Annotated in this window: 20 protein-coding genes; 11 read left to right on the forward strand and 9 right to left on the reverse strand. The window is 73.0% G+C overall.

Going from position 1 to position 22,286, the window contains the following annotated elements; genetic code table 11:
* Positions 1 to 18: 18 nt before the first annotated feature.
* The 4 genes from AB0D93_RS01680 to AB0D93_RS01695 all read right to left on the reverse strand — a co-directional run bounded on the left by AB0D93_RS01680 (position 19) and on the right by AB0D93_RS01695 (position 4,727).
* The gene (locus AB0D93_RS01680) at positions 19 to 1,980 is read right to left on the reverse strand and encodes an FUSC family protein (protein ID WP_362111122.1); all 1,962 of its coding nucleotides are present in this window, start codon (positions 1,978 to 1,980) and stop codon (positions 19 to 21) included.
* Positions 1,981 to 2,040: 60 nt separating this feature from the next.
* The gene (locus AB0D93_RS01685) at positions 2,041 to 2,997 is read right to left on the reverse strand and encodes an endonuclease/exonuclease/phosphatase family protein (protein ID WP_362111126.1); all 957 of its coding nucleotides are present in this window, start codon (positions 2,995 to 2,997) and stop codon (positions 2,041 to 2,043) included.
* A gap of 72 nt (positions 2,998 to 3,069) precedes the next feature.
* Entirely contained in the window at positions 3,070 to 4,008 is a 939-nt protein-coding gene (locus AB0D93_RS01690; protein WP_362111129.1) for a hypothetical protein, read from the reverse strand.
* A gap of 236 nt (positions 4,009 to 4,244) precedes the next feature.
* The gene (locus AB0D93_RS01695) at positions 4,245 to 4,727 is read right to left on the reverse strand and encodes a hypothetical protein (protein WP_362111132.1); all 483 of its coding nucleotides are present in this window, start codon (positions 4,725 to 4,727) and stop codon (positions 4,245 to 4,247) included.
* Positions 4,728 to 4,881: 154 nt separating this feature from the next.
* Between AB0D93_RS01695 and AB0D93_RS01700 the strand changes: the two genes are divergently transcribed.
* Complete coding sequence (locus AB0D93_RS01700) at positions 4,882 to 6,036, forward strand: PP2C family protein-serine/threonine phosphatase (RefSeq protein WP_362111841.1); 1,155 nt, start codon at positions 4,882 to 4,884, stop codon at positions 6,034 to 6,036.
* Positions 6,037 to 6,109: 73 nt separating this feature from the next.
* Entirely contained in the window at positions 6,110 to 7,309 is a 1,200-nt protein-coding gene (locus tag AB0D93_RS01705) for a hypothetical protein (protein ID WP_362111135.1), read from the forward strand.
* Between the two features lie 14 nt (positions 7,310 to 7,323).
* On the opposite strand, the gene AB0D93_RS01710 is transcribed toward AB0D93_RS01705, so the two are convergent.
* A complete protein-coding gene (locus AB0D93_RS01710; RefSeq protein WP_362111138.1) occupies positions 7,324 to 8,568 on the reverse strand; it encodes an amidohydrolase in 1,245 nt (414 codons plus the stop codon).
* A gap of 74 nt (positions 8,569 to 8,642) precedes the next feature.
* Between AB0D93_RS01710 and AB0D93_RS01715 the strand changes: the two genes are divergently transcribed.
* From AB0D93_RS01715 to AB0D93_RS01725, 3 genes are all read left to right on the forward strand, one after another.
* Positions 8,643 to 9,491, forward strand: a complete 849-nt coding sequence (locus AB0D93_RS01715) for a helix-turn-helix transcriptional regulator (RefSeq protein WP_362111141.1) — start codon at positions 8,643 to 8,645, stop codon at positions 9,489 to 9,491.
* Positions 9,451 to 9,714 (forward strand): DUF397 domain-containing protein, encoded by a 264-nt coding sequence (locus AB0D93_RS01720; protein ID WP_362111144.1) that lies wholly within the window; start codon positions 9,451 to 9,453, stop codon positions 9,712 to 9,714. Before AB0D93_RS01715 ends, AB0D93_RS01720 begins: the two co-directional genes overlap by 41 nt.
* Before the next feature lie 270 nt (positions 9,715 to 9,984).
* Complete coding sequence (locus AB0D93_RS01725; protein WP_362111147.1) at positions 9,985 to 11,328, forward strand: helix-turn-helix domain-containing protein; 1,344 nt, start codon at positions 9,985 to 9,987, stop codon at positions 11,326 to 11,328.
* Between the two features lie 6 nt (positions 11,329 to 11,334).
* Here AB0D93_RS01725 and AB0D93_RS01730 read toward each other — a convergent pair whose 3' ends face one another.
* Positions 11,335 to 12,123: a hypothetical protein gene (locus tag AB0D93_RS01730; RefSeq protein ID WP_362111150.1), complete on the reverse strand. Its 789-nt coding sequence runs from the start codon at positions 12,121 to 12,123 to the stop codon at positions 11,335 to 11,337.
* A gap of 368 nt (positions 12,124 to 12,491) precedes the next feature.
* Here AB0D93_RS01730 and thrS point away from each other — a divergent pair, with 368 nt between their 5' ends.
* From thrS to AB0D93_RS01745, 3 genes are all read left to right on the forward strand, one after another.
* Positions 12,492 to 13,727, forward strand: a complete 1,236-nt coding sequence (gene thrS / locus AB0D93_RS01735) for a threonine--tRNA ligase (protein ID WP_362111153.1) — start codon at positions 12,492 to 12,494, stop codon at positions 13,725 to 13,727.
* Positions 13,728 to 13,767: 40 nt separating this feature from the next.
* Entirely contained in the window at positions 13,768 to 14,736 is a 969-nt protein-coding gene (locus tag AB0D93_RS01740) for a nucleoside hydrolase (protein ID WP_362111156.1), read from the forward strand.
* Between the two features lie 86 nt (positions 14,737 to 14,822).
* Positions 14,823 to 16,469 (forward strand): glycoside hydrolase family 13 protein, encoded by a 1,647-nt coding sequence (locus AB0D93_RS01745; protein ID WP_362111159.1) that lies wholly within the window; start codon positions 14,823 to 14,825, stop codon positions 16,467 to 16,469.
* Between the two features lie 8 nt (positions 16,470 to 16,477).
* Here AB0D93_RS01745 and AB0D93_RS01750 read toward each other — a convergent pair whose 3' ends face one another.
* On the reverse strand, positions 16,478 to 17,218 hold the full coding sequence (locus tag AB0D93_RS01750; protein ID WP_362111844.1) for a DUF4142 domain-containing protein: 741 nt from the start codon (positions 17,216 to 17,218) through the stop codon (positions 16,478 to 16,480).
* Between the two features lie 207 nt (positions 17,219 to 17,425).
* Between AB0D93_RS01750 and AB0D93_RS01755 the strand changes: the two genes are divergently transcribed.
* A complete protein-coding gene (locus AB0D93_RS01755) occupies positions 17,426 to 18,112 on the forward strand; it encodes a DUF6445 family protein (RefSeq protein ID WP_362111162.1) in 687 nt (228 codons plus the stop codon).
* A 142-nt stretch (positions 18,113 to 18,254) separates the two neighbouring features.
* Positions 18,255 to 19,091: an SDR family NAD(P)-dependent oxidoreductase gene (locus AB0D93_RS01760; protein WP_362111847.1), complete on the forward strand. Its 837-nt coding sequence runs from the start codon at positions 18,255 to 18,257 to the stop codon at positions 19,089 to 19,091.
* A 217-nt stretch (positions 19,092 to 19,308) separates the two neighbouring features.
* On the opposite strand, the gene AB0D93_RS01765 is transcribed toward AB0D93_RS01760, so the two are convergent.
* A complete protein-coding gene (locus tag AB0D93_RS01765; RefSeq protein ID WP_362111165.1) occupies positions 19,309 to 19,653 on the reverse strand; it encodes a cytochrome C oxidase subunit I in 345 nt (114 codons plus the stop codon).
* Positions 19,650 to 21,365 carry a cytochrome c oxidase subunit I gene (ctaD, locus tag AB0D93_RS01770; protein ID WP_362111168.1) on the reverse strand — a complete coding sequence of 572 codons (1,716 nt, stop codon included), beginning with the start codon at positions 21,363 to 21,365 and terminating at the stop codon, positions 19,650 to 19,652. The genes AB0D93_RS01765 and ctaD overlap by 4 nt, the downstream gene beginning before the upstream one ends.
* Before the next feature lie 201 nt (positions 21,366 to 21,566).
* Between ctaD and AB0D93_RS01775 the strand changes: the two genes are divergently transcribed.
* On the forward strand, positions 21,567 to 22,268 hold the full coding sequence (locus tag AB0D93_RS01775) for a DUF4328 domain-containing protein (RefSeq protein ID WP_362111171.1): 702 nt from the start codon (positions 21,567 to 21,569) through the stop codon (positions 22,266 to 22,268).
* Positions 22,269 to 22,286: the final 18 nt, after the last annotated feature.

Genomic DNA, 22,286 nt, shown 5'->3' on the forward strand with positions numbered 1-22,286 from the left:
GTAAGGTTAGCGAAGCGGTCAGTGGGGGGAAGCGATCGACCGGGCCGCGGCGACCTCCTGGCGGAGGGACTCCAGCACACTCCCGGCGGGACCGGTCAGATCCGAGCGGACCGGAACCAGCGTTTCGGCGTCCCGGACGCCCTCCGACAGCTCCCGGAGCTGGAGGGCGATCTGGGTGATCTCGGCGGTGGACGGGCGCGGCGCCCCGTGCCCCACGCGGACGCGGGCCGCCGTCGTGGCGTCCACGATGCGTTCCACGGCCACCACCAGCGGCCACCAGGCGGCCGCGCGCCGGCCGGTCGGCGGCGGCTCGGTCAGGGCCCGCTGGAACTCCGTACGGATCACCGAGAGGTCGCGGTAGAGGCGGCGGCGCATGCGGGCCCGGGCCGCCGGGTCGGCGGTCGTGTCGGTGACGAAGGCCGCCTCCAGGTAGGTCGCCGTGTCCGCGACCGCGTCCGCCAGGCGGTCGCCGACCCTGGTGCGCCAGCTCTCCGGCCAGAGCAGGTAGCCGGTGGTCAGCGCGATCGCGCAGCCCAGCAGGGAGTCCGTCAGACGGGGCAACAGCAACGCCGTGCCCTGGTGGTTCAGGATGTCCGAGAGGAGCAGGATCACCGGGGTGATCGCCGCCGTCTGGTGGCCGTAGCCCCGGGTGCTCAGGACCGGGATCAAGGGGGCCAGCAGCAGCATCGCGGGGACGTCCCACCAGCCCAGCGGGACCTCCGCCAGCACCACCGCCGCGACCGCCAGGCCCGCCACCGTGCCGAGGGCGCGCAGCAGGGCGCGGGAGAAGACCGAGCCGAAGTCCGGCTTCAGCACGAAGGTGATCGTCAGGGCCACCCAGTAGGAGCGCGGGACCGGGATCAGGGAGACCAGCGCCTGGGCGATGCCGATGCAGACCGCGAGGCGCAGGCCGTAGCGCCAGGAGGTGGCCGAGAGGGCCACGTTGCGGGCCGCTCGTGCCGTGCGGATGCCCAGTGCCGCGGGGCGGCCCAGGCCGTCGTCGACGCCCTGGGGCGGGTCGGCGTCGGGGGCCGTGACGACCTCGGCCGTGTGGCGCAGGGCGTGGTCCACGGCGCGGGCCGTCTCCGTCGTAGGGAGCGGGAGGTCCAGGGCTGCCGGGCTCGTGCGGCCCGCGTCGCCGGTCTCCACCGCCTGAGCCAGGTGCCGGACCGCCTCGGGGACCGCGGGCGGCAGCGGGTGGCCTGCCAGGTGGGCCGCGGGTGCCGCCTCGACCACGGGGGTGATGGCGTTCAACTGGGCCAGCAGGCGGGTGAGCTCGCGGCTGCGGCCGTGCTGGCGGGCGCGCCGGGCCAGGATCACGTCGTAGGACTGGTTGAGGGACTGGGTGACCGCGCGGCGGGCGTCCTCGTACTCCTCGGTGCGGTCCGTGCCGGAGACGGTGAGGAGCGTGGCGACGGTGCGGTAGGTGGCCGCCACCGCGGCGCGTTCGGGGACGCCCGAGCGCAACGGCCAGGCCAGCAGGGCGAGGAGGAGGACCAGCAGGCCGCCGCCCGTCATCAGGGCCGGGGCCAGCCACCAGGGGGGCGGGAGCGGGAGGCCCGCGCCCACCACGCAGTTCAGCAGCAGGAGCAGGCCGGAGACCGAGGCCACCGCGCCGATCGTGGAGATCATGCCGGAGATCAGGGCGACGCCGGTCACCGCGGCGACCGCGTACCAGCCGTGGCCGTACACCAGCGCGCCCAGCGTCACGCCGACCGCGCCGAAGAGCTGTGGGACGGCGATGTTGAGGATGCGCAGGCGGTAGGCGTCGGCGGTGTCGCCGATGACTCCGGACAGGGCGCCCATGGAGGCGAGGGCGCCGTACGCCGGGTAGCCGGCGGCGAGGCCGATCGCCAGCGGGAGGGCCATGGAGACGGCGGCGCGGGCCACGGCGGCCTTGTTGACGGGGGCGTGCTGGGGGCGGAGGTTCCGGACCAGCCAGTCGGGAGGGGTGAGGCCGATGGGGAACTCTCGCGACATGCGGCCATTATCGCCGGTTCGCTCCGGTCGACCCGGAGCCGTCTGCCGGGCCCGCCCGGGTCATCCGCGCTGGTGGAGGGTGAGGTCCACGACGAGGGCACGGTGGTCGGTGCCGGCCACGCGCAGGAAGTGGGCGCCGGTCGCGGTGAAGTCCGGGGAGACCAGGACATGGTCGATCTGGGCGCCGATGACGGAGGCGGTGCGCGCGGGCCAGCTGGCGGCGCGGTCGTGTCCGGCGAGCCGGGCGGCGTCGGTCAGGCCGGTGTCGAGGATGCGGCGGAAGGCCGCGTGGTCCTGGGTGGCGTTGAAGTCGCCGGCGAGGACGGTGGGGGTGTGGGGGTCGGCGGCGGCGAAGGCGCGGAGCCTGCCCAGTTCGCGCTGCCACAGGCCGACCTGGTCGGGCAGCGGCGGCATGGGGTGGGCGAGTTGGAGGCGTACGGTGTGGCCGCGCACGTCGGCGACGGCGCCGGGCATGCCCATCGTGCCGCGGACGCCCGCGGTGGGCCGCAGCGGGAAGCGGCTGAGGATGAGGGAGCCGTGCGAACCGGCCGCGCGGACCGCCTGCCGGTACGGGTAGTCGGTCGCGAAGTCGGTTTCCAGCGTGGCCTGGCAGGTGTACTCGCACTCCTCGACGAAGACGACGTCCGGCCGGCGGTCACGGATCCGTGGGACCAGGGCGGGGGTGCCGCGCCCGAACTCCACGTTGGAGGTGAGCACACGGAAGGCGGCGAGCGCCGGGCCGCCGGGATCGGTGGCCTTGCCGTACGGGTCCTGGTACCAGGCGAGCAGGCCGAGTACGGCGATGCCGCACACCAGCCCCGGCCACCAGCGGGCGAGCAGTGCGCACAGCAGGGCGAAGCCGGTCGGCACGAGCAGCCAGGGCAGGAAGGCGAGCAACTGGGGTACGGGGGTGATGCCGTCGGTGTCGGCGGCCCGGCAGCCGACCACCACGGCGACCGAGGCGAGCAGCAGCCCGGCGCACCAGGTGCTGGGCCGGTGTGCGGGGCGTCGGTTCACGGGCCGAGCGTACGGTCGGCCGTCCGCCGCGCGCCAGGAGAATCCCTTGGTGCTCGGATCAACCCGCCTGTGTCATCTACAGGTTGTGGACACCGGAGGGGTCGGGACCGTCGGTGCGGGTGCGAGGGGTGGCTGCGGGGGGCGGGCGGGCCCGCCCGGGCGCGGTCGGCGGGTCAGCCGGGCGGTGACGGCGACCGTGAGGCCCAGGCCGAGCAGCAGCCAGGCGACCGTGCGCAGGGTGCCGGTGAGGGCGTCGTAGACCGCGCCGACGGCCGGGTGGGACATGTCGGCGGGCAGGTCGGCGAGGGTGAGTTCGCGGCCGACGGCGAGGGCCAGGGCGAGCAGTCCGCCGCCCAGGGCCGTGCCCAGTGCGGTCGCGGTGACGGCGCGACGGCGGTGCACGGCGAGGGCGATGCCGGTGGCGGCGAGGGCGACGGCCGCCACCGGCAGCCAGAATCCGGCGACTTGGAGCACGTGGAACCCCTTCCGTAGGGGGACCAGTTCGCCCGCCGGCAGCACGGGCACCGTGGTGTGCTCCACCGGGATGCGGGCGGCGAGCGGCACGTGGTCCCGGGCCAGCTGACGTTTGACCTGGTCGGTGACGGGGGCGAGGTCGACGGTGACCGGGCGCCCGGTCGCGTTGTCGTCCTCGTCGCGCAGGGCGCGCAGCACCGTGTCGTGGGTGACCCGGTTGCCGGTGTTCCAGGCCAGCCGGAAGGCCTCGGTCTGGGTGAAGGAGCGCACCGCTTCGCGGACGAACGGGCGGACGGAGCCGCGTACCCGGCGGACGTCCAGATGCCTGCCCACCGCGCGCACGATGTCGTCACCGACGGTGTTCGCGACGAACTCGCGCACGTCCGGGTCGGCGGCCAGGGGCGCCATCGTGGTGACGTACCGGCCCGTGTCGGCGAGCCCGTACGCCGCCCAGGCCGCCAGCGCGCCGAACGGCACGAGCAGGCAGGACAGGGCGATGAGTACGGCCGACAGGGCGCTCCTGAGGCGTGGGGGCACGTTTCCAGACAAAGGGCCGGGGCGCGCGGGCGCGAGCGGGGCGCGTGCATTCGGGCGAAGCGCCGTATCCGTTGGCGGAACCGGGAAGTCGGGTCTCAGGTGGAGGGTTCACCCGAACGGGTGTTTCCTGGTGTTGGGGAAGGAGTTGGTGCACAGCCGGGTGAGGGATGCGGGGAACACGGGGGAGCGTGGGTCCCGGCCGCCCGGGACCCACGTACACCGTGCCGGCCGCCCGCTCAGCGGATCCGGCGCCCGAACGCGTCCTCGCGCGTGTAATAGCGGTAGAAGAACGTGGCGAAGGTGCACCCCGCGACGAGCAGTGACATCAGCACGGCCCGCCCCACCGAGTGCGGCGTCTGGATGTAGAGGAAACCGAACGCGCAGCCGACGAACGCGGTCCACAGCAGTGCGTGCAGCTCCCGCGGCATCCGCGGGGCCAGTGTCAGCAGCGCGATGCTCACCACCGCGAACACCAGGGCGCTGAGCCAGCCGAGCAGCAGGTTCCAGCCGGTGATGGGGCCGCCCTGGCGGGCGTCGGCCGCGACCCAGTAGCCGTAGATCAGGCCCAGCACCACCGGAACGGCGATGTGGGCGACACGGTGGGTGCGCGCGTCGAAGACGTCGGGTGGGCGGGCGCGCACCTGGGAAGTCCGGCCCTCGACCTGTGGCCTGCCGCCGGGGCGGGGCATGCCGCCGGGCGCGGGTGCCGCTTGAGCCATGAGAGCACTCCTCTCTCTCCTCGCCCCCGCCTTCCAGAGCACACCTGGGGGGGCGGCCTGGCAAGTCGGCCAGGAGAGTGACGAGTGCCCGGATGCGGCCGGTTCTCTCCCGTGTTTCTCTGAGGAACATGGAGGCCTGCGCGCCGTGACGGAGATGGAGTACGGGCGGCGGCGCCGGCTGCTGCGCGTGCGCGGCCACAGTGTCGCCTGGGTGCCGCCCCTGCTGCTGCTCGCCGGCATCCTGGTGCTGGACTTCAACACCACCGAACGGTTCCGGATCATCACCTGGATCGTGCTGGTCCCCGGCACGGCCGCCGCGATCTGCGGGGTGTGGACGACGGCCGCCTTCGCCGGGCTGGCGGTGCTCACGTACGTCACCGCCGACAGCGCCTGGCCCGACCAGTACCAGGCCGGACTCGGCGACTTCGTGCTGGTCGCGATCGGCGGCCTGATGGCCACGATCGCCTGCGCCGTGCGCCTGCGCAAGGAGCGGGAGACCCTGCACATCCAGGACATCGCCGAGACGACCCGCCGTACCGTGCTGCGCCCGCTGCCGCCGCGCTGGGGCGGGCTGGAGCACGCCGGGGTGTATCTGGCGGCCGATGTCGAGGCCCGGGTCGGGGGTGACTTCTACGACATCCAGCCCGGCCCGCACGGCACCCGCCTCCTCGTCGGCGATGTGCAGGGCAAGGGCCTGGGCGCGGTGGAGACCGCCGCCGCGCTGCTCGGCACGTTCCGTGAGGCCGGCTACCACGAGAAGGAGCTGGGGACCGTCGCCGAACGCCTGGAGGTCCGGATGCAGCGGCACCGCGCGCACACCACCGCCCTCGGCCGCGACGACGGCGACCGGTTCGCCACGGCCGTGCTGATCGGCTTCCCCGAGGACACCCCGGACACCGTCGAGATCGTCAACTTCGGCCACGAGGCCCCGCTAGCCGTGGGGCCGCGCGGGGTCCGCGAACTGCCCAGCGGCGACGGGCTGCCGCTGGGGCTCGTCGACCTCGCGGGCGGGGTGCCGCCCGGGCACCGGGTGCCGTTGGCCGCCGACGAGACGCTGCTGCTGGTCACCGACGGGGTGAGCGAGGCCCGTGACCGGAAGGGCGCCTTCTATCCACTGGCCCGGGAGATCGCCGCCGCGGTCGCCGCCGAGCCGCCGGCCGCCGAACCCCGGCGGCTGGTCCGCCGGGTCCGCGACGGCGTGCTGCGGCACAGCGGCGGCCGACTGGATGACGACACCACGGTGTTCGCCGTGCGGCGGATACGGGAGGCGGTGGGCGAAGACGGCGAAGAGGGACGTTTGCGGTCCTGAGGCGCGCGTTTGCAGCCGCAGCGGTTACGGTGCTGGCTGGAGAGCGGACCAGGGTCGAACAGGGGGAGGGACGATGCCCGGAACCGTGCTGCTGCTCGCGGCCTCGCCGCTGGGCCGGGGGCGTCTGGTGGACGCGGCCGGTGTGCTGCCGGTGCTGGCCGCCGTCGCGCCCGCCGTGCTGTCCGGCACCGATACCGCGAACGTGGTCGAACTCGCCGACCCTCTCGAACCGCAGGCCGTGCTGACCCGGCTGCGCGCCGCCGCGGCCGCGCCAGGCCCGCTGACCATGTACATCGCCGGGCAGCTGCAGCTGGACCGCCGGCAGCGGCTGCCGCATCTCGCGCTGGCGCGCACCACCGCGGCGACCGTTCGCTACACCGCGCTGCCGTGGCACTGGATTCGGGAGGAGCTGCGGTTGCGGTCCGCCGCGGACACCGCGCTCGTGGTGGATCTGCACGCGGACGCGGAGGCCTGGCAGTACGTGGCCGGACGCGGGCTGGACTGCGGCCGGAACGCGGCCGTCTACGGCCGTGTCGCGCCGGCGCCCGGCCGGCGGGGCCCCGCCGAGCCGCTGTACATGAAGGCCGTGGCCACGCTGCTGCGCAGCGGGCACCGCCCGCCGCTCGCCACGTTGCACGAACAGGCCCTGGCCCGGATCGCCGAGTCGAGTGCGGGCCGCGACCTGCTCCTCCCGGCCGGCGCCGCCCCCAACGCCCCATTCCCCCACCAGGCTCAGCAGCATCCCCACCCCACCACCCCGCCCGCCCCCCACTGGCTACCGCCCCGCACCGGGCACGTCCCATCCGCCCCCCGCCCACAACCGGCCCCGCGAGCCGTGGGCGGCGGGTCACAGGACCCGCATGCCGCCATCAGTGCCGCTGTTCAGGGTGGGCGGCACGGGGAGGCCGACGTTCTGGCGGCTCGGCTTGAGCAGGTTGCCGTGCGTGCGCACGGGGCGGCGTCCGACGAGGCGTTGCACTGGGCCGAAGTCCGGGCGGACCTGGCGATGTTCGCCGGGGACGCGGTGCGCAGTTGCCGGGCGTGGCTCGCGGTTGCCGGGGTGCGGCTGGCCGCCGGGCAGGCCGTGGACGCGCCCGCCGTGGAGGCGGCCGTGGACCGGGCGCACCACCAGTGGGGCAGGATCGCGGACGCCGAGCGGGCCCGTGAACTCGGGCCCGCGCTCGCGGAGTTGCGGCTCCGGGTGCCGGGCCGCCGGCAGGGCGCGCTGGAGAACGTCCAGCGGCAGCTGGGCCGGCTCCAGGCCACTCCGTAGCGGTGGCGGTCAGGTCACGTCGCCGACAGCAGCGCCAGGGCCCCCGAGACGAGGGTGCGCACACCCGGGGCGATCGTCGACAGATCGGGTGCGAAGTGCGGGCTGTGGTTGCTCGACACGGCCGCGAACTTCTCCGGGACGCTGTCGCCGGGGGCCCGGTCCCACACCTGGGCCGGGGTGGTCGTCACGAACCAGTACGAGTACGGGATGGAGTTCCCCAGCGCCAGTTGGGGGAAGTCCTCGCTGCCCATCGCCGGGCCCGGGTCGAACACCGTGCCCGCGCCGAAGACCTCCTCGTGCACGGCGGCCACGGTGGCGTCGGTGGCCGCGTCGTTCACGGTCGCCGGGAACGTGTTGCCGACGGTCACCTCCGGCTCGCGCGGGCAGCCGGCGGCCAGGCACTCGCCGTGCGCGATGCGCCGGATCGCGGCCAGCATCCGCTGCCGTACCTCCTCGGACTGGCTGCGCAGGTTCAGCGAGATGCGGGCCTCGGACGGGATGATGTTGTGCCGGGTACCGGCCTCGATCCGGCCCACCGTCAGGACGGCCGACTCCCCGGCGGCGAGCTCGCGGGAGACGACGGTCTGCAGCCGGGTGACCAGATAGGCGGCGGTCACCACGGGATCCACCGTCGCCTCCGGACGCGAACCGTGTCCGCCCCGGCCGTGCACCACGATGTCCACGTCCGTCGCCGCCGACATGATCAGGCCCGGCGCGTGCGGGTACAGGCCCGCCGGGCCCGGAGCGGCGTGCTGGCCGAGCAGCACGTCGGGCCGGCCGAACCGCTCGTACAGCCCGTCCGCCACCATCCGCGCCGCGCCCTGCCCGCTCTCCTCGGCCGGCTGGCCCACCACCAGCAGGGTGCCCCGCCAGGCGTCCCGTCCGGCGGCCAGCGCCGCGGCGGCGCCGGTCAGCCAGGTGACGTGCAGATCGTGCCCGCAGGCGTGCATCACTCCGTCGGTCCGCGAGGCGTACGACAGCCCGGTCTCCTCCTTGACCGGCAGCGCGTCCATGTCGGCGCGCAGCAACACGGTCGGCCCGTCCCCGTTGGCCAGCCGCCCCACGACCCCGGTCCCGCCGACACCCTCGGCGGTCTCGAACCCGGCACCCTTCAGCCGCCCGGCCAGCGTCCCGGCGGTGCGGTGTTCGCGCAGGGACAGCTCGGGGTGGCGGTGCAGGTCGCGGTACAGGTCCTCCAGGTCCGTCACCGGGAGGTCGGAGGTCAGGTCCAGTGCGGTGCGGGCGGCGGCAGAGGTCATGGCCGCAGGGTAGGCCTCCCGGCGGTTTCGCCGACAGGCCCACCTGTGTGCGGTCGCTTGGCTACGCTCGGTACATGGTGAACATCCGCGAACTGGATCCCGCGGCCTCGCCGTTGGACTACTTCGGCTATGAGCTGCGCCGGAAGCGTGAGGCGGCGGGGCTGACGCAGAAGGAGCTGGGTGCGATCGTCTTCTGCACGGGCTCGCTGGTCGGTCAGATCGAGACCGGGGCGAAGGTGCCGACCAGGGAATTCGCCGAGCGAGCGGACGCGGCGCTGCTGACCGACGGGTTCTTCTCGCGGCTGGTGGGGCTGGTCCTGCGGAGCCAGTTGCCGAGCTGGTTCCAGCCGTATGCGGAGATGGAGGCGACGGCTGCGTACATCTCAACGTATCAGTGCCAGCTGGTGTACGGGCTTGTGCAGACGGAGGCGTACGCGCGGGCCGTTCTCAGTGTCGAGCACACGGACCGGCTCGACGAGGTGGTGGCGGCCCGGATGGAGCGTCAGCGCATGCTGTGCCGGGAGCAGCCGCCCGTGGTGTGGGTGGTCCTGGACGAGGCCGTGCTGTACCGGGAGATCGGCGGCCGGGAGGTCATGCGGGGGCAGCTCGCGCACCTCTTGGGGATCTTCGGGAAGCCGTGGATGGAGCTCCAGGTGCTGCCGTTCTCGGTGGGCCAGCACGCGGGGATGATGGGCTCGTTCACTGTCCTGCGCTTCGAGGACCACCCGGACCTGAACTACAGCGAGAGCTACGACTCGGGGCACATGACGGCGAATCCTCAGGTAATCAGGGAACGTTCGGTCGGTTACGCTCGCCTCCAAGCCGAGGCTCTCTCCCCGAGGGAGTCGGCGACCCTGATCACCCGTGTGATGGAGGAACGCTATGGGGAGCACCCCGGACCTGACCCCGGCTCAGTGGCGTAAGTCCTCGTACAGCGGCAGCAGCGGTGGCGAATGCGTGGAATGCGCCACACTCGGCGCTGCGGCATGGCGTAAGTCCTCGCACAGCGGCAGCAGCGGCGGCGACTGCGTAGAGGTCGCCGACCTCCCCGCCCTCGTGGCCGTCCGTGACTCCAAGAACCCCGGCGCGGCCCACTTTTCAGTGTCCCCCCAGTCCTGGGCCTCCTTCCTGCGGGCCCTGAGGTGACGCGCACGTAGGCCTCGGGGCGGACGCCCCCTGCTCCGCCGCCCGGGCCGGGCCGGCGTTCGCCGCGAGGACGAGGGTCGTCGCGGCGATCACGGCCGCGGCGACCGCCCTGCGTGTCGTGGTGTTTCCGTTCGGTGCGGATGTACGTCCGGGCACGGTGACCTCGCAACACAACAGCGACCTATTAAGCAGACTTAATCCGCCGTTTAACCTAGAGGTCGCGCGGGCCCAACGGCAAGAGGGGCCAGGGGAGTTGGGGGGAAGAGGAATATGCGGGAGCGGGACGATCCGGCGGTCGTCGGGCGGCGCGTACAACAGCTGCGCACCCAACGTGGCCTGACCCAGCGGCAGTTGGCGGAACCCGCCTACACACCCGCCTACATCTCCACCCTGGAGTCGGGACGGGTGCGGGCCTCCGACGAGGCGCTGCGGCACATCGCGGACCGGCTCGGCGTGGCCTTCGAGGAGCTGGCCGTCGGCCGGCCCGCCCGTCTCGCCACCGACCTCAGGCTGCGGCTGACCGAGGCGCAGCGGGTCCTCGCCGACGGCAGGGCCGAGGAGGCCGCCGTCCAGTTCGCCGCGCTGTGCGCGGAGGCGGAGGCCCACGGGCTGGCGGGCGAGCAGGCCACCGCACTGCTGGGCCTGGGCGAATGCGGTCTGGAGACCGGCGAGTTGGCGCGAGCGCGGGAGTTCTTCGAATGTGCCGAGGAGCGCCTCGCGGACCAGTCCCTGCCGGTGCGCGTACCGGCCGTCCGCGGCCGCGCCGTCTCGCACTACCTGGCCGGTGAACTCCGCTACGCCGTCTACCTCCTGGAGTCCACCCTCGACGAACTCAACCGCGGCGGACTGCACGACCCCGACGCCCTGCTCCTGCTCTACGCCAGCGTCATCGGCCCGTACATGGACATGGGCGCGCACGCCCGCGCCGCCCAGGCCGCCGAGTTCGCCCTCGCGCTCGCGCCGCAGGCCGCCGACCCCGCGCTGATCGCCCGGATGCACCGCTCGGTGGCCCGCACCCTGATCGCGGAGGGCCGGGTCGCCGAGGCCGACGCCTCCCTCGCCAAGGCGGCCGAGCTGTACCGGCAGCTGCGGCTGCGCACCGAGCTGGCCAACTGCCACTGGATGCGCGGGTACGTCTGCGCCCAGAACGGGGAACTGGAGCGTGCCGAGGCGGAGTTGCGTCAGGCGCACACCATGCTGGCGCAGAGCCGGGCCGCCCTCTACCGCAGCCAGGCCGCCGTCGAACTGGCCGACGTGCTGCACCGCCGCGGCAGTTCGCAGGAGGCCGCCGAGCTGCTGCGCGGCGTCCTCGGCGACTTCTCCTCCGAGCGCGGCGCGGTCCACGCCGCCGCGGCGCACCGCCTGCTCGGCATCATCGCCGAGGACGGCCGGGACACCGAGGCCGCCGAGGAGCACTACGTCCGCGCGCTCAGCCTGCTGGAGCGCGCGGGTGCCGCCGGTGACCTGGCCGACCTGTGCCGCCTCCTGGGCGACCTGCTGCGCCGTACGGGCCGGATCGAGGCGGCCCTGGACGCGTACCGCACCGGCCTGGGCCACCGCACCACCCCGGGCACCACCACCTTGGGCCCGGCCCCGGCCCAGCCGCCCCTCTGAGCCGGGCTACACCTGCGCCCGCCCCTGCTTGCGGATGTCCGCCAGGCGCAGGGCACCGATCTGGACGGCGGCCTGGGTGGCGTCGTTCGGTACGTCGAACATGCCGCCGTTGGTGAGGGCGAAGGCGTCCTGGCCGACCCGGACGGCGGCCACGTCCAGCGTGAGCCGGGCGTGCTGCCCCTCGGTGTTCGTGGCGGCGATGCTGACCCGGAGGCCCTGACGCGCGTTTCCGACGTCCGGCAGCGGGGCGTCGGTGACCTGCACGTCCTCCGTGATGCCGGTCTGCGTGGTGGCCGTGAACCGGGCGCACCGCGCCGGCATCGTCTTCAGCCAGGCGAGTGCCTTGTCGACGTCGGCGGGGCGGCGGGCGGCTATCTGGTAGCGCAGCTGGGCGTTGGCGTCGGGGTCGTCCAGGTCGACGGCGACGCGGGCGGGGCCGCCGAGGAGCTCGTCGGTGTAGAGGGCCTCCAGCAGCGGCTGGCAGTCGCCGGCCGTGGTGGTCGCCTTCAGCAGCTCGTCCCGCCAGGTGGCCGCCCCGTTGGTCGCCGTCCAGGGGGCGCCCAGGTCGGTCTGGGTGAGGAGCGCGGCCTGCGCCTGGCCGTCGGTGAGGGCGGAACCGTTCGGCCGCGCCGACCCCTTCGCGGTGGGGGACGGCTTGTCGACGGTCGGGAGGGGCTGGGTCGCGGTCTCCGGCTGGTGCAGGGCGAGGGCCGCGCCGCCGCCGACGACGATGAGACCGGCGGCGATGAGGGCGAGCCGGCCGCGGGGGCGTATCGCGTCGGGCAAAGAGATCATCGCGGTGCCTCCTGGTCTGCGGGGCCGGTCGTCTGCCCGCCGGGGTGGTGCCTGGTCGCGTGGTGGCCGGTCGTGCGGTGCCTGTTCTCACGGCATCACCGCCCCGGCCGCCCCACCAGCGCTCCGGGCCGTCCGGGTGAGCGGGGCGCCGATCCGGGTGAACCCCCGCCGGAAAATGCGTCGACCTGCGGCTTCGCGGACTGCTACGGTCCCCGCATGCAGCGCGCCCAGCAGTGCCCGAAGAGCACGACGACGCCGGAGACCGTCCCGGCGCGCTGACACCTGACCAGCATCGAAGCCCCGGGGCGAACGCCCCGGGGCTCGGTCGTGCCGTGGGTGTTCGCCTCCCGCAGCGAGGAGACCCGCGCATGAACGACGCGTTCCCCGACCACCGCAGGCTCGGCCGCGAACTCGGGCTGTTCGACACCGACCCGCTGATGGGCGCCGGGCTGCCGTACTGGCTGCCCGACGGCGCCGTCGTACGGCACACCCTGGAGGAGTACATCCGCGAGGCCGAACGCCGGGCCGGATACCGGCACGTGTACTCGCCCGTGCTCGGCAAACGGGAGCTGTACGAGATCTCCGGGCACTGGGACCACTACAGCGACGACATGTACCCGCCGATGAGGCTGGGTCCGCACGAGTCCGAGGAGGTCGTACTGCGGCCCAGCCTCTGCCCCCACCACGCCCTGATCTACCGCTCCCGCTCCCACAGCTACCGCGAACTACCGTTGCGCCTGGCGGAGTTGGGTGGCATGCACCGCGCCGAACGCTCCGGCGTCCTCGGTGGGCTGACCCGCGTCCGTGCCATCCAGCTCAACGACGCGCACATCTTCTGCACCCTCGACCAGGCAGTGGACGAGGCCCGTGCCGCGCTGGAGCTGATCGCCCGCGCCTACGCCGACCTCGGCATCGAGGCCGTACGCCACCGCCTGTCGCTGCCCGGCGAGGGCGGCAAGTACGTCGCCGATCCGGAGCTGTGGCGCCGGGCCACCGAACTGCTGCGGGAGGTGCTGGACGCGTCCGGCGTGGCGTACGAGGAGGCGGAGGGCGAGGCCGCCTTCTACGGCCCGAAGATCGACGTGCAGATCGCCGACCCGGCCGGCCGCGAGTCCACCCTGTCCACCGTGCAGATCGACTTCCACCAGCCGGCCCGCTTCGACCTGCACTACGTCGGCGCCGACGGCGCCCGGCACCGCCCGGTGATGGTGCACCGGAGCATCATCGGCAGCGTCGAGCGGGCCGTCGCCCACCTGATCGAGGCCCACTCCGGGGCCTTCCCGGCCTGGCTGGCGCCCGTCCAACTGGTAGTGCTGCCGGTCGCCGAGGAGCAGGAGGAGCAGGCGGCGGCCCTTGTGCGCGAGGCCGTGGAGCTGGGCCTGCGGGCCGAACTCGCCGGCCCCGGGCAGGGCACCCTCGGCGCCCGGATCCGCGCCGCGCGCCTGGTGCCGTACCAGGCGGTGATCGGCGCCCGCGAGGCCGAGGCGGGCCTGGCCGCCGTACGGCTGCGGGACGGCCGCCGGCCGGGCGGGCTGCCGGTGCCGGAGCTGCTGTCCCGGATCGCCGCACGCGTGGCCGCACGCGGCAGTGCCCTGTGGGAGTGACCGCGGTGATCTAAGGTCGGCTTGACGGAAGGAGTCCGCCGTGACCGGTCAGCCCATCCCCGTGATCATCGACTGCGACACCGGTGTCGACGACGCCCTCGCCCTGCTGCTCGCCGTGCGCCACCCGGGCCTGGACCTGCGGGCGGTGACCTGCGTGGCCGGGAACACGGACGTCGACGGCGTGGTCCGCAACACCCTGACCGTGCTGGAGCAGGCGGGCGCCCCGGACATCCCGGTGGCCCGCGGCGCCGAGCGCCCGCTGATCGAACCGGCGCGCTCGGCGCGGCACGTGCACGGCTCCGACGGCATGGGCGACCTCGGCCTGCCCGCGCCGACCCGGACCCCGGCGGACGTCGACGCCGTGACGCTGCTGCGCCGCGAGATCCTGGCCTCCCCGCGACCGGTCACCCTCATCCCCACGGCGCCCCTGACCAACATCGCCCTGCTCCTGCGCACCCATCCGGAGGTGACCCGCAACATCGAGCGGATCGTCTTCATGGGCGGCGCGGTGTCCGTCGGGAACGCCACGCCGGTCGCCGAGTTCAACGTCTGGCACGACCCGGAGGCGGCCGCGATCCTGCTCACGGCCGGGGTGCCGGTCACGATGTACGGGCTGGACGTCTTCATGCAGGTCGTCGTGGACGCCCAGGACGTGCACCGGCTGCGGCGGAGCGGCGACCCCGGCACCCGGCTGGCCGGCGAACTCCTCGCGCACCGGCCGACGACCCAGGGCGAGGAGCCGGAGGCGGAGGAGGCGGGCGGCCTCGGCGACGCGGGCGCGGTGTGCGCGGTCGCCGACCCGCAGGGCATCACCACCCGGCTGCTGCCGGTCGAGGTCGCCCTCGCTCCCGGCCCGACCCGCGGCCAGACGATCGTCGACCGCCGGCCCCGCCCCGGCGAGTCCGAGATTCACGAGGGCAAGCGCGAACAGGCGTTGGTGGACGTGGCGTTGGAGGTCGACGTGGACCGCTATGTGAAGCTGTACCTGGAGGCGGTGGAGCGGCCGTAGACCGGCCCCGTCGGAGGCCGAAGGGTTCCTTTTCGGGCAATGTGGACAGATTCCCTGTACCGTCGTCCTGCCCGAAGGGAGCCCGTATGGCAGACCTCTCTCCCCGGAACCCCAACTGGTGGCGCCAGGCCGTCATCTACCAGATCTACCCCCGCAGCTTCGCCGACGCGGACGGCGACGGTCTCGGTGACCTGAAGGGCGTCACCCAGCGCCTCGACCACCTCGCCGCCCTCGGCGTCGACGCCCTGTGGCTGAGCCCCTTCTACCCGTCGGAACTGGCCGACGGCGGCTACGACGTCGCCGACCACCGGGACGTCGACCCCCGCCTCGGCACCCTGGACGACTTCGACGCCCTGGTCGCCGAGGCACACCGGCTCGGCCTGAAGGTCGTCGTCGACATCGTCCCGAACCACACCTCCCGCCAGCACCCCTGGTTCCAGGAGGCCCTGCGCGCCGCCCCCGGGTCCCCGGCCCGCGACCGGTTCGTCTTCCGCCCCGGCCGGGGCCCGCACGGCGAACTCCCGCCCACCGACTGGCAGTCCGTCTTCGGCGGCAGCGCCTGGAAACGCACCGCGGACGGCGCGTGGTACCTGCATCTCTTCGCCCCCGAACAGCCCGACCTCAACTGGGACAACGACGACGTCCGCGCCGACTTCCGCACCACCCTGCGCTTCTGGTCCGACCGGGGTGTCGACGGCTTCCGGGTCGACGTCGCCCACGGGCTGGCCAAGGACCTCACCGAGCCCCTGCGGGACACCGGGAACCTCGGCGCCACCGGTGAGACGGCCCTTCCGCTCGTCCCGCCGGGCAGCCACCCGTACTGGGACCGCGACGAGGTCCACGAGATCTACCGCGACTGGCGCAAGATCCTCGACGCCTACAGCCCGCCCCGGTCCGCCGTCGCCGAGGCCTGGGTCCCGGGCGCCCGCCGCACCCTGTACGCCCGCGCCGACGAACTCGGCCAGGCCTTCAACTTCGAGTACCTGGAGTCCCGTTGGGACGCCACCGAGCTGCGCCAGGTCATCACCGACGAGCTGGCCACCGCGCGGGCGGCGGGCGCCTCCGCGACCTGGGTCCTGTCCAACCACGACGTCGTCCGCCACGCCTCCCGCCTGATGCTTCCGCCCGGCACCGACCCGGAGGCCTGGCTGCTGTCCGGCGGTACGGCGCCCGCGGTCGACCCCGCGGCCGGGCTGCGCCGGGCCCGCGCGGCGACCCTGCTGATGCTGGCGCTGCCCGGATCGTCGTACCTGTACCAGGGCGAGGAACTCGGCCTGCCCGAGGTCGCCGACCTGCCCACCGAGGTGCTCCAGGACCCGGTCTGGGAGCAGACCGGCCATGTCCGCAAGGGCCGCGACGGCTGCCGGGTGCCGCTGCCGTGGACGACGAGCGGACCCTCGTACGGCTTCGGGCCGGGCGCCGCCTGGCTGCCGCAGCCCTCGTCCTTCGCGTCGTACGCCGTCGAGGCGCAGGCGGGGACCGACGGCTCGACCCTGGAGCTGTACCGCACGGCCCTGCGGCTGCGCCGCAAGCTGCTGGACGGTGAGACGCTGACCTGGGCCGGCGACAGTCCCGTCGGCGTGCTCGACTTCACCCGCTGCGAGGGCTGGCGCTGCGTGACCAACCTCTCCGGCCGGCCCGTACCGCTCGCGCCGGGCGAGGTGCTGCTGGCCAGCACACCCCTGCCCGGCACCCGCAGCCTGCCCCCGGACACGACGGTCTGGCTCGGCTGAGGACCTGCTCAGCCGCCCGTCGGACCCGGGCTCGGCTGCACCGAGGCGTTGCCGCCGAGGAGTCCGCTGAGGTCGACCGGCGTCGAGGTCGGGTTCGGCGGCGGCGTGAGCACCACCTCCGGCTGCCCCGCGGGCGGGGGCGGCGGCGTCAGGTCGGAGTTGGGCAGCTTGGGCGGGGTGGTCTGCTGGAAGATGGTCTGGTCGAAGTCGACCAGGCCCGTCTTCTCCATCACCGTCATGTGGTCCAGCACGGTGTCGTTGGCCTGGTCGGCGAGGGCGCGCACCAGCGAGTTCTTGGTGGTGGACCGGATCTTCGAGATCGTGTTGAAGATCGCGCCGTGCGTCATCCGCAGGATGTTGGCGAAGTCGCTGTCGAACTTCTTCCCGCTGTCCGCCTTCAGCTGGCTGACGAAGCCCTGCTGCTGGGGGCTCGGCAGGTTGGGCAGCGTGATGTTGAGCATCGGTGCGATCTTGCGGCAGGTGGTGTCCAGCGCCGCGTGCCCGTCGACCAGGTGCTTGCTGGCCGTGAGGACCGCCGGTGTGGTGCCCTTCTGCAGCCCGATCTGCCCCACCGGGTACTCCCACAGACCGGCCGCCCGCACCTTCACCACGAAGTCGCGGTCCTGCTCGGTGAGCGGTCCCCACTGGGTGTTGGAGATGACGCGGTCCTGGGCGGTGGTGACCTTGCTGAGACCGAGCATGCCCGGGTAGGCGAGCGCCACGAGGGTCATGGCCATCGCCCCTCCCACGAAGAGGGATCCCGTCGCGTTCCGCGAAAAGCGCACCGTGCCTCCTGCCCGGTCGTGAAGCCGCCGCGTGGCGGTTCGGACACACAGCAGTACGGATGCGGACGCGGTTCGTCTCTGCGCCGCGGGTAAAGAAGAGTTGACCTTTCTCCGGGAGAGTTGACCATTCCTCGGGAGAAGGCAGACGAAACGCTGGCCTAGATTCGCCGCATGCCCCCACAGCCACCACCCCGCATGCCCGCCGCCCTTCCCGTCCTGCCCTACCGCAAGCCCACCAGGGGTCGCGACTACTGGGTGATCGACGACGCCCTGCCCGACGTCGACGCCGTACGGGAGCGCTGCCTGGCCAAGGACGACTGGGTCGAGGGCTACCCGTACACCTCCGAGACCTGGCCCGGCCTGCGCGCCATGCCCGGCCTGGAACCCGGCGAACTCGCCCGTGTGGAGAGCCTGGTGAAGAAGGCCACCGGGGCGGGGAAGCTGTGGGTGCAGCAGACGCCCGGCGGCGGCACCCTCAACCACAACTGCGTCCAGGTGGTCGGTGAGGGCGAGAGCGAGCCCCGCCCGCACACCGACTCCCGCGCCCTGTGCCGGTACGCGGCCGTGCTCTACCTCAACCCGAACGTCCCCAAGGACTGCGGCACCGCCTTCTACCGCCAGTCGCTGCCCGGCGGCCGGCTCGGCGGCAACATCGTCCAGGCGCCGCACAACAACCTCGTCGAGGCCCTCGGCACCCGGTTCGTCCCGGGCGACCACTTCGAGGAGGACGTCCGGGTCCCGCACCGGTACAACCGCCTGCTCCTCTACAACGCCAACCTCGTGCACAGCGCGACGGGCTACCACGGCACGACGCTGGAGCAGAAGCGGATGACCGCGGTCTTCTTCTGGATGGCCTGACCGAGTCGGACTGCGGGGCGGCGCGGGCCCGGGCGGTGTCCGGTGACGTCATGTCACAGCCCGCCGGGCCATCTCGTCCCAGGGGTGTACCCACCTCTCACGGATGGCTCGACCGCCTCCGCAGAAAGATCGGAAGGGCATGATGACCAAGGTCTGGTTCGTCACCGGTTCGTCCCGCGGCCTGGGCCGCAGCTTCGTCGAGGCCGCGTTGTCCCGCGGTGACAAGGTGGCCGCGACCGCCCGCCACCCCGAACGGCTGGCCGACCTGCTCGCCGCGCACGGCGACGCGGTGCTCCCGCTCGCCCTCGACGTGACCGACAGGGCCGCCGTCCACGAGGCCGTGCGCCGGGCCGCGGAGCACTTCGGCCGTCTCGACGTCATCGTGAACAACGCCGGCTACGGACTGCTCGGGGCCGTCGAGGAACTGACCGAGCACGACCTGCGCGATCAACTGGAGACCAACCTGCTCGGAGCGGTGTGGGTGGTCCAGGCCGCGCTGCCCCACCTGCGTCTGCGGGGCGGAGGGCGCGTCATCCAGATCTCCTCGGCCGGCGGCGTCACCGCCATGCCGCTCGGCGGCGGTTACCACGCCTCCAAGTGGGCCCTGGAGGGCCTGAGTGAATCCCTCGCCCAGGAAGTCGCCGGCTTCGGCGTCAAGGTGACCCTGGTCGAGCCCGGCAGCTACGCCACCGACGCGATGACCAGCGCCGTCCTGGCCGAGCCCGACCCGCTCTACGCCGAACTGCGCGAATCCTTCGCCGCGCTCACGAAGACCCTCGATCACGGCGACCCGGCCGCAGCGGCCCGCGCCCTCCTGGAGATCGCCGACACCGACGACCCGCCGCTGCGTGTCTTCTTCGGCACCCAGAACCTCGCCCTGGCTCAACAGGCCTACGCCGACCGCCTCAAGACCTGGACGGACTGGCAGCCCCTCGCCGTACGGGCCCAGGGCCGGACACCCTCGGCACCGGGCGTCTGACCGGCACCGCCCGGCTGTCTCCCAGCGCCGGCCCCAGGGCCTGTCGGCACCGGCTCGCCCGACGCGGCCCGGGCCGAGACCGGCTCGCTCGACGTCGGCCCGGCGGAGGCCGGTTCGTTCGACGTCGGCTCCGTCGGTGCGGCGCGCACAACCGGCGCTCGGTGCCGCGGCCGGACGGCTCTCGGGGCCGGGTGGCCGAACCGCTGCCGTCGGGGGCTCACAGCACCCGCAGCAGCGTCCCCACGGCCACGCAGCCCGCGCACACCGTCAGGGCCGTGGCCACGCAGCGGCGGCGGAGGGCGCTGTAGCGGTGTTCGTACTCGGCGCGCAGGGATCTGCAGCGGGCCGCGACGCGTTCCAGGTCGGCCCGGGCCCGGTGCAGGGCGTCGGTGATGTACCGCCGCTCGATCTCCTCGCGCTGGGCGGTCGTCAGCCAGTCCATCGGCGCGACGAACTCCCGAGCGCGCTGCTCCGCCTCGGCGATCCGGGCCTGCCAGAGCAGGTATCCCTCGACCTCGTTGCCGAGCACGCCGTCGGGCCCCTGCCGCGGCGGACCGCTCACCCCTGTCCCCCGTCGGGCCTCGCCGGGACCTGGTGCTCGTGTTCCGCCATCGCGATGTCCGGGTGGTGCAGGTCGAAGGCGGGGGACTCGCTGCGGATCCGGGGGAGGGTGACGAAGTTGTGCCGCGGGGGCGGGCAGGAGGTCGCCCACTCCAGCGAACGGCCGAAGCCCCAGGGGTCGTCGAGGCCCACCGGCTTGCCGTACTTGGCGGTCTTCCACGTGTTGTAGAGGAACGGCAGCATCGACAGCCCGAGCAGGAAGGAGCTGATGGTGGAGATCGTGTTCAGGGTGGTGAAGCCGTCGGCCGCCAGGTAGTCGGCGTACCGCCGCGGCATGCCCTCCGCGCCCAGCCAGTGCTGGATCAGGAAGGTGCCGTGGAAGCCGATGAACAGCATCCAGAAGGTCATCTTGCCGAGGCGCTCGTCGAGCATCTTGCCGGTCCACTTCGGCCACCAGAAGTGGAAGCCGGAGAACATGGCGAAGACGACCGTGCCGAAGACGACGTAGTGGAAGTGGGCCACCACGAAGTACGAGTCGGAGACGTGGAAGTCCATCGGCGGCGAGGCCAGGATGACACCGGTCAGGCCACCGAAGAGGAACGTCACGAGGAAGCCGACGGCCCAGAGCATCGGTGTCTCGAAGGACAGCGAGCCCTTCCACATCGTGCCGATCCAGTTGAAGAACTTCACACCGGTCGGTACGGCGATCAGGAACGTCATGAAGGAGAAGAAGGGCAGCAGCACACCGCCGGTGACGTACATGTGGTGGGCCCACACGGTCACGGACAGACCGGCGATGGAGATGGTCGCGGCGATCAGGCCCATGTAGCCGAACATCGGCTTGCGGGAGAACACCGGGATCACTTCGGAGATGATGCCGAAGAACGGCAGGGCGATGATGTACACCTCTGGATGGCCGAAGAACCAGAAGAGGTGCTGCCACAGCAGCGCGCCGCCGTTGGCCGAGTCGTAGATGTGCGCGCCGAACTGGCGGTCCACCTCGATGGCGAACAGGGCGGCGGCCAGCACCGGGAAGGCCAGCAGGACCAGGACACCGGTCAGCAGCACGTTCCACACGAAGATCGGCATGCGGAACATCGTCATGCCGGGGGCGCGCATGCAGATGATCGTGGTGATGAAGTTGACCGAGCCGAGGATGGTGCCGAAGCCGGAGAAGGCCAGACCCATGATCCACAGATCCGAGCCGACACCGGGTGAGAACACCTCGTTGTGGAGCGGGGCGTAGGCGAACCAGCCGAAGTCGGCCGCGCCGTCCGGGGTGAGGAAGCCGCCCACCGCGATGAGCGAGCCGAACAGGTACAGCCAGTAGGCGAACATGTTCAGCCGCGGGAACGCCACGTCGGGCGCGCCGATCTGCAGCGGCATGATCCAGTTGGTGAAGCCGGCGAACAGCGGCGTCGCGAACATCAGCAGCATCACGGTGCCGTGCATCGTGAACAGCTGGTTGAACTGCTCCTTGGACATGATCTGCAGGCCGGGGCGGGCCAGCTCGGCGCGCATGAGCAGGGCCATCACGCCGCCGGCCAGGAAGAACGCGAAGGACGTGCCCAGATAGAGGGTGCCGATCGTCTTGTGGTCGGTGGTCGTCAGCCACTTCACCACGACGTTGCCGGGCTGCTGGCGCCTGACCGGCACCTCGCTCTCGTACGCCTCCTCGGCCGCGGCACCATGGGGTTCGTTGAGGATGCTCACAAGTCGTCTGTCTCCTGCTGCTCGCGGTCCGCGCACGCCATGACGTCGGCTACTCGTCATACTCGCCGTGGGGCGGCGTACGCGAGGCCCTGAGCGGCCGACGTGCGGCCGATCGCGTGACGGATGCACCCGGATGGCCGAGCGGGTGCCGTGCCGGGGCCTTCCTGGTGGTCCGCGGCCCCGGTACGTCAGGATGGCGGCGTGACCGAACAGATAGATCAGTCCGCTGCTCACGCACGCGCGTACAGGCCCGTTCAGGTGGCCGGGCAGCTGACCGTCGGGGGATTGTCGTGTGCCGGGCTCGCCTGGATCGCGCGCGGGGTCTGGGACGTGCGGCTCGCCGTCGCGGGGGAGCCGAGCGCCGGGCCGCCCGAGCAGGGGGACGGGGTGCACCGGCCGCTCAACGCGCTGGAGAACTCGTACCACTTGGTGACCGCGGTGGGGGCCTGGGTCGCCTTCGTCTGTGCGCTGCTCTTCCTGTCCTGGATGTGGCGGCTGCGGGACAACGCGCGGGCGTTGTCCGGCCGGACGCCGAAGTACCTGGGGTTCTGGGTGTATCTCGGCTGGGTCCTGCCCGTGTTCAACCTGTGGATCCCGCGGGGGATCGTCGTCGACGCGTTCCGCGGCAGCGCGCCCGGGCGGCGGCTTCCCCGCTCCGTCAACGTGTGGTGGACGCTGTGGCTGATCGGGACGTTCGCGGGGGTGGGGATCGTGTACCGCGACTCCACGGACCAGGTCATCGAGCGTGCCTACACCGAGGTGTGGCCGCTGCTCATGGCCGACACGGCCGTGGTGGGGGCCGCCGTGGCCGGCGCCTTCGCCGTGCGGGCCGTCACCGCCGTCCAGGTGGAGCGGATGCGTGCCGTGCGCGCGGCGACCGCGGAGATGACCGGGGTCGCGTAGCCGTCCGCCGCCCGGCGG

Source organism: Streptomyces sp. NPDC048191, from assembly GCF_040652655.1.
Classification (GTDB): domain Bacteria; phylum Actinomycetota; class Actinomycetes; order Streptomycetales; family Streptomycetaceae; genus Streptomyces.

Excerpts from the sequence above, each read along its gene's own strand:
- AB0D93_RS01680 (WP_362111122.1), bottom strand. The coding sequence starts at position 1,980 with ATGTCGCGAGAGTTCCCCATCGGCCTCACCCCTCCCGACTGGCTGGTC.
- AB0D93_RS01695 (WP_362111132.1), bottom strand. The coding sequence starts at position 4,727 with ATGGCTCAAGCGGCACCCGCGCCCGGCGGCATGCCCCGCCCCGGCGGC.
- AB0D93_RS01700 (WP_362111841.1), top strand. The coding sequence starts at position 4,882 with ATGGAGTACGGGCGGCGGCGCCGGCTGCTGCGCGTGCGCGGCCACAGT.
- AB0D93_RS01705 (WP_362111135.1), top strand. The coding sequence starts at position 6,110 with ATGCCCGGAACCGTGCTGCTGCTCGCGGCCTCGCCGCTGGGCCGGGGG.
- AB0D93_RS01710 (WP_362111138.1), bottom strand. The coding sequence starts at position 8,568 with ATGACCTCTGCCGCCGCCCGCACCGCACTGGACCTGACCTCCGACCTC.
- AB0D93_RS01715 (WP_362111141.1), top strand. The coding sequence starts at position 8,643 with ATGGTGAACATCCGCGAACTGGATCCCGCGGCCTCGCCGTTGGACTAC.
- AB0D93_RS01720 (WP_362111144.1), top strand. The coding sequence starts at position 9,451 with ATGGGGAGCACCCCGGACCTGACCCCGGCTCAGTGGCGTAAGTCCTCG.
- AB0D93_RS01725 (WP_362111147.1), top strand. The coding sequence starts at position 9,985 with ATGCGGGAGCGGGACGATCCGGCGGTCGTCGGGCGGCGCGTACAACAG.
- AB0D93_RS01730 (WP_362111150.1), bottom strand. The coding sequence starts at position 12,123 with ATGATCTCTTTGCCCGACGCGATACGCCCCCGCGGCCGGCTCGCCCTC.
- thrS (WP_362111153.1), top strand. The coding sequence starts at position 12,492 with ATGAACGACGCGTTCCCCGACCACCGCAGGCTCGGCCGCGAACTCGGG.
- AB0D93_RS01745 (WP_362111159.1), top strand. The coding sequence starts at position 14,823 with ATGGCAGACCTCTCTCCCCGGAACCCCAACTGGTGGCGCCAGGCCGTC.
- AB0D93_RS01755 (WP_362111162.1), top strand. The coding sequence starts at position 17,426 with ATGCCCCCACAGCCACCACCCCGCATGCCCGCCGCCCTTCCCGTCCTG.
- AB0D93_RS01760 (WP_362111847.1), top strand. The coding sequence starts at position 18,255 with ATGACCAAGGTCTGGTTCGTCACCGGTTCGTCCCGCGGCCTGGGCCGC.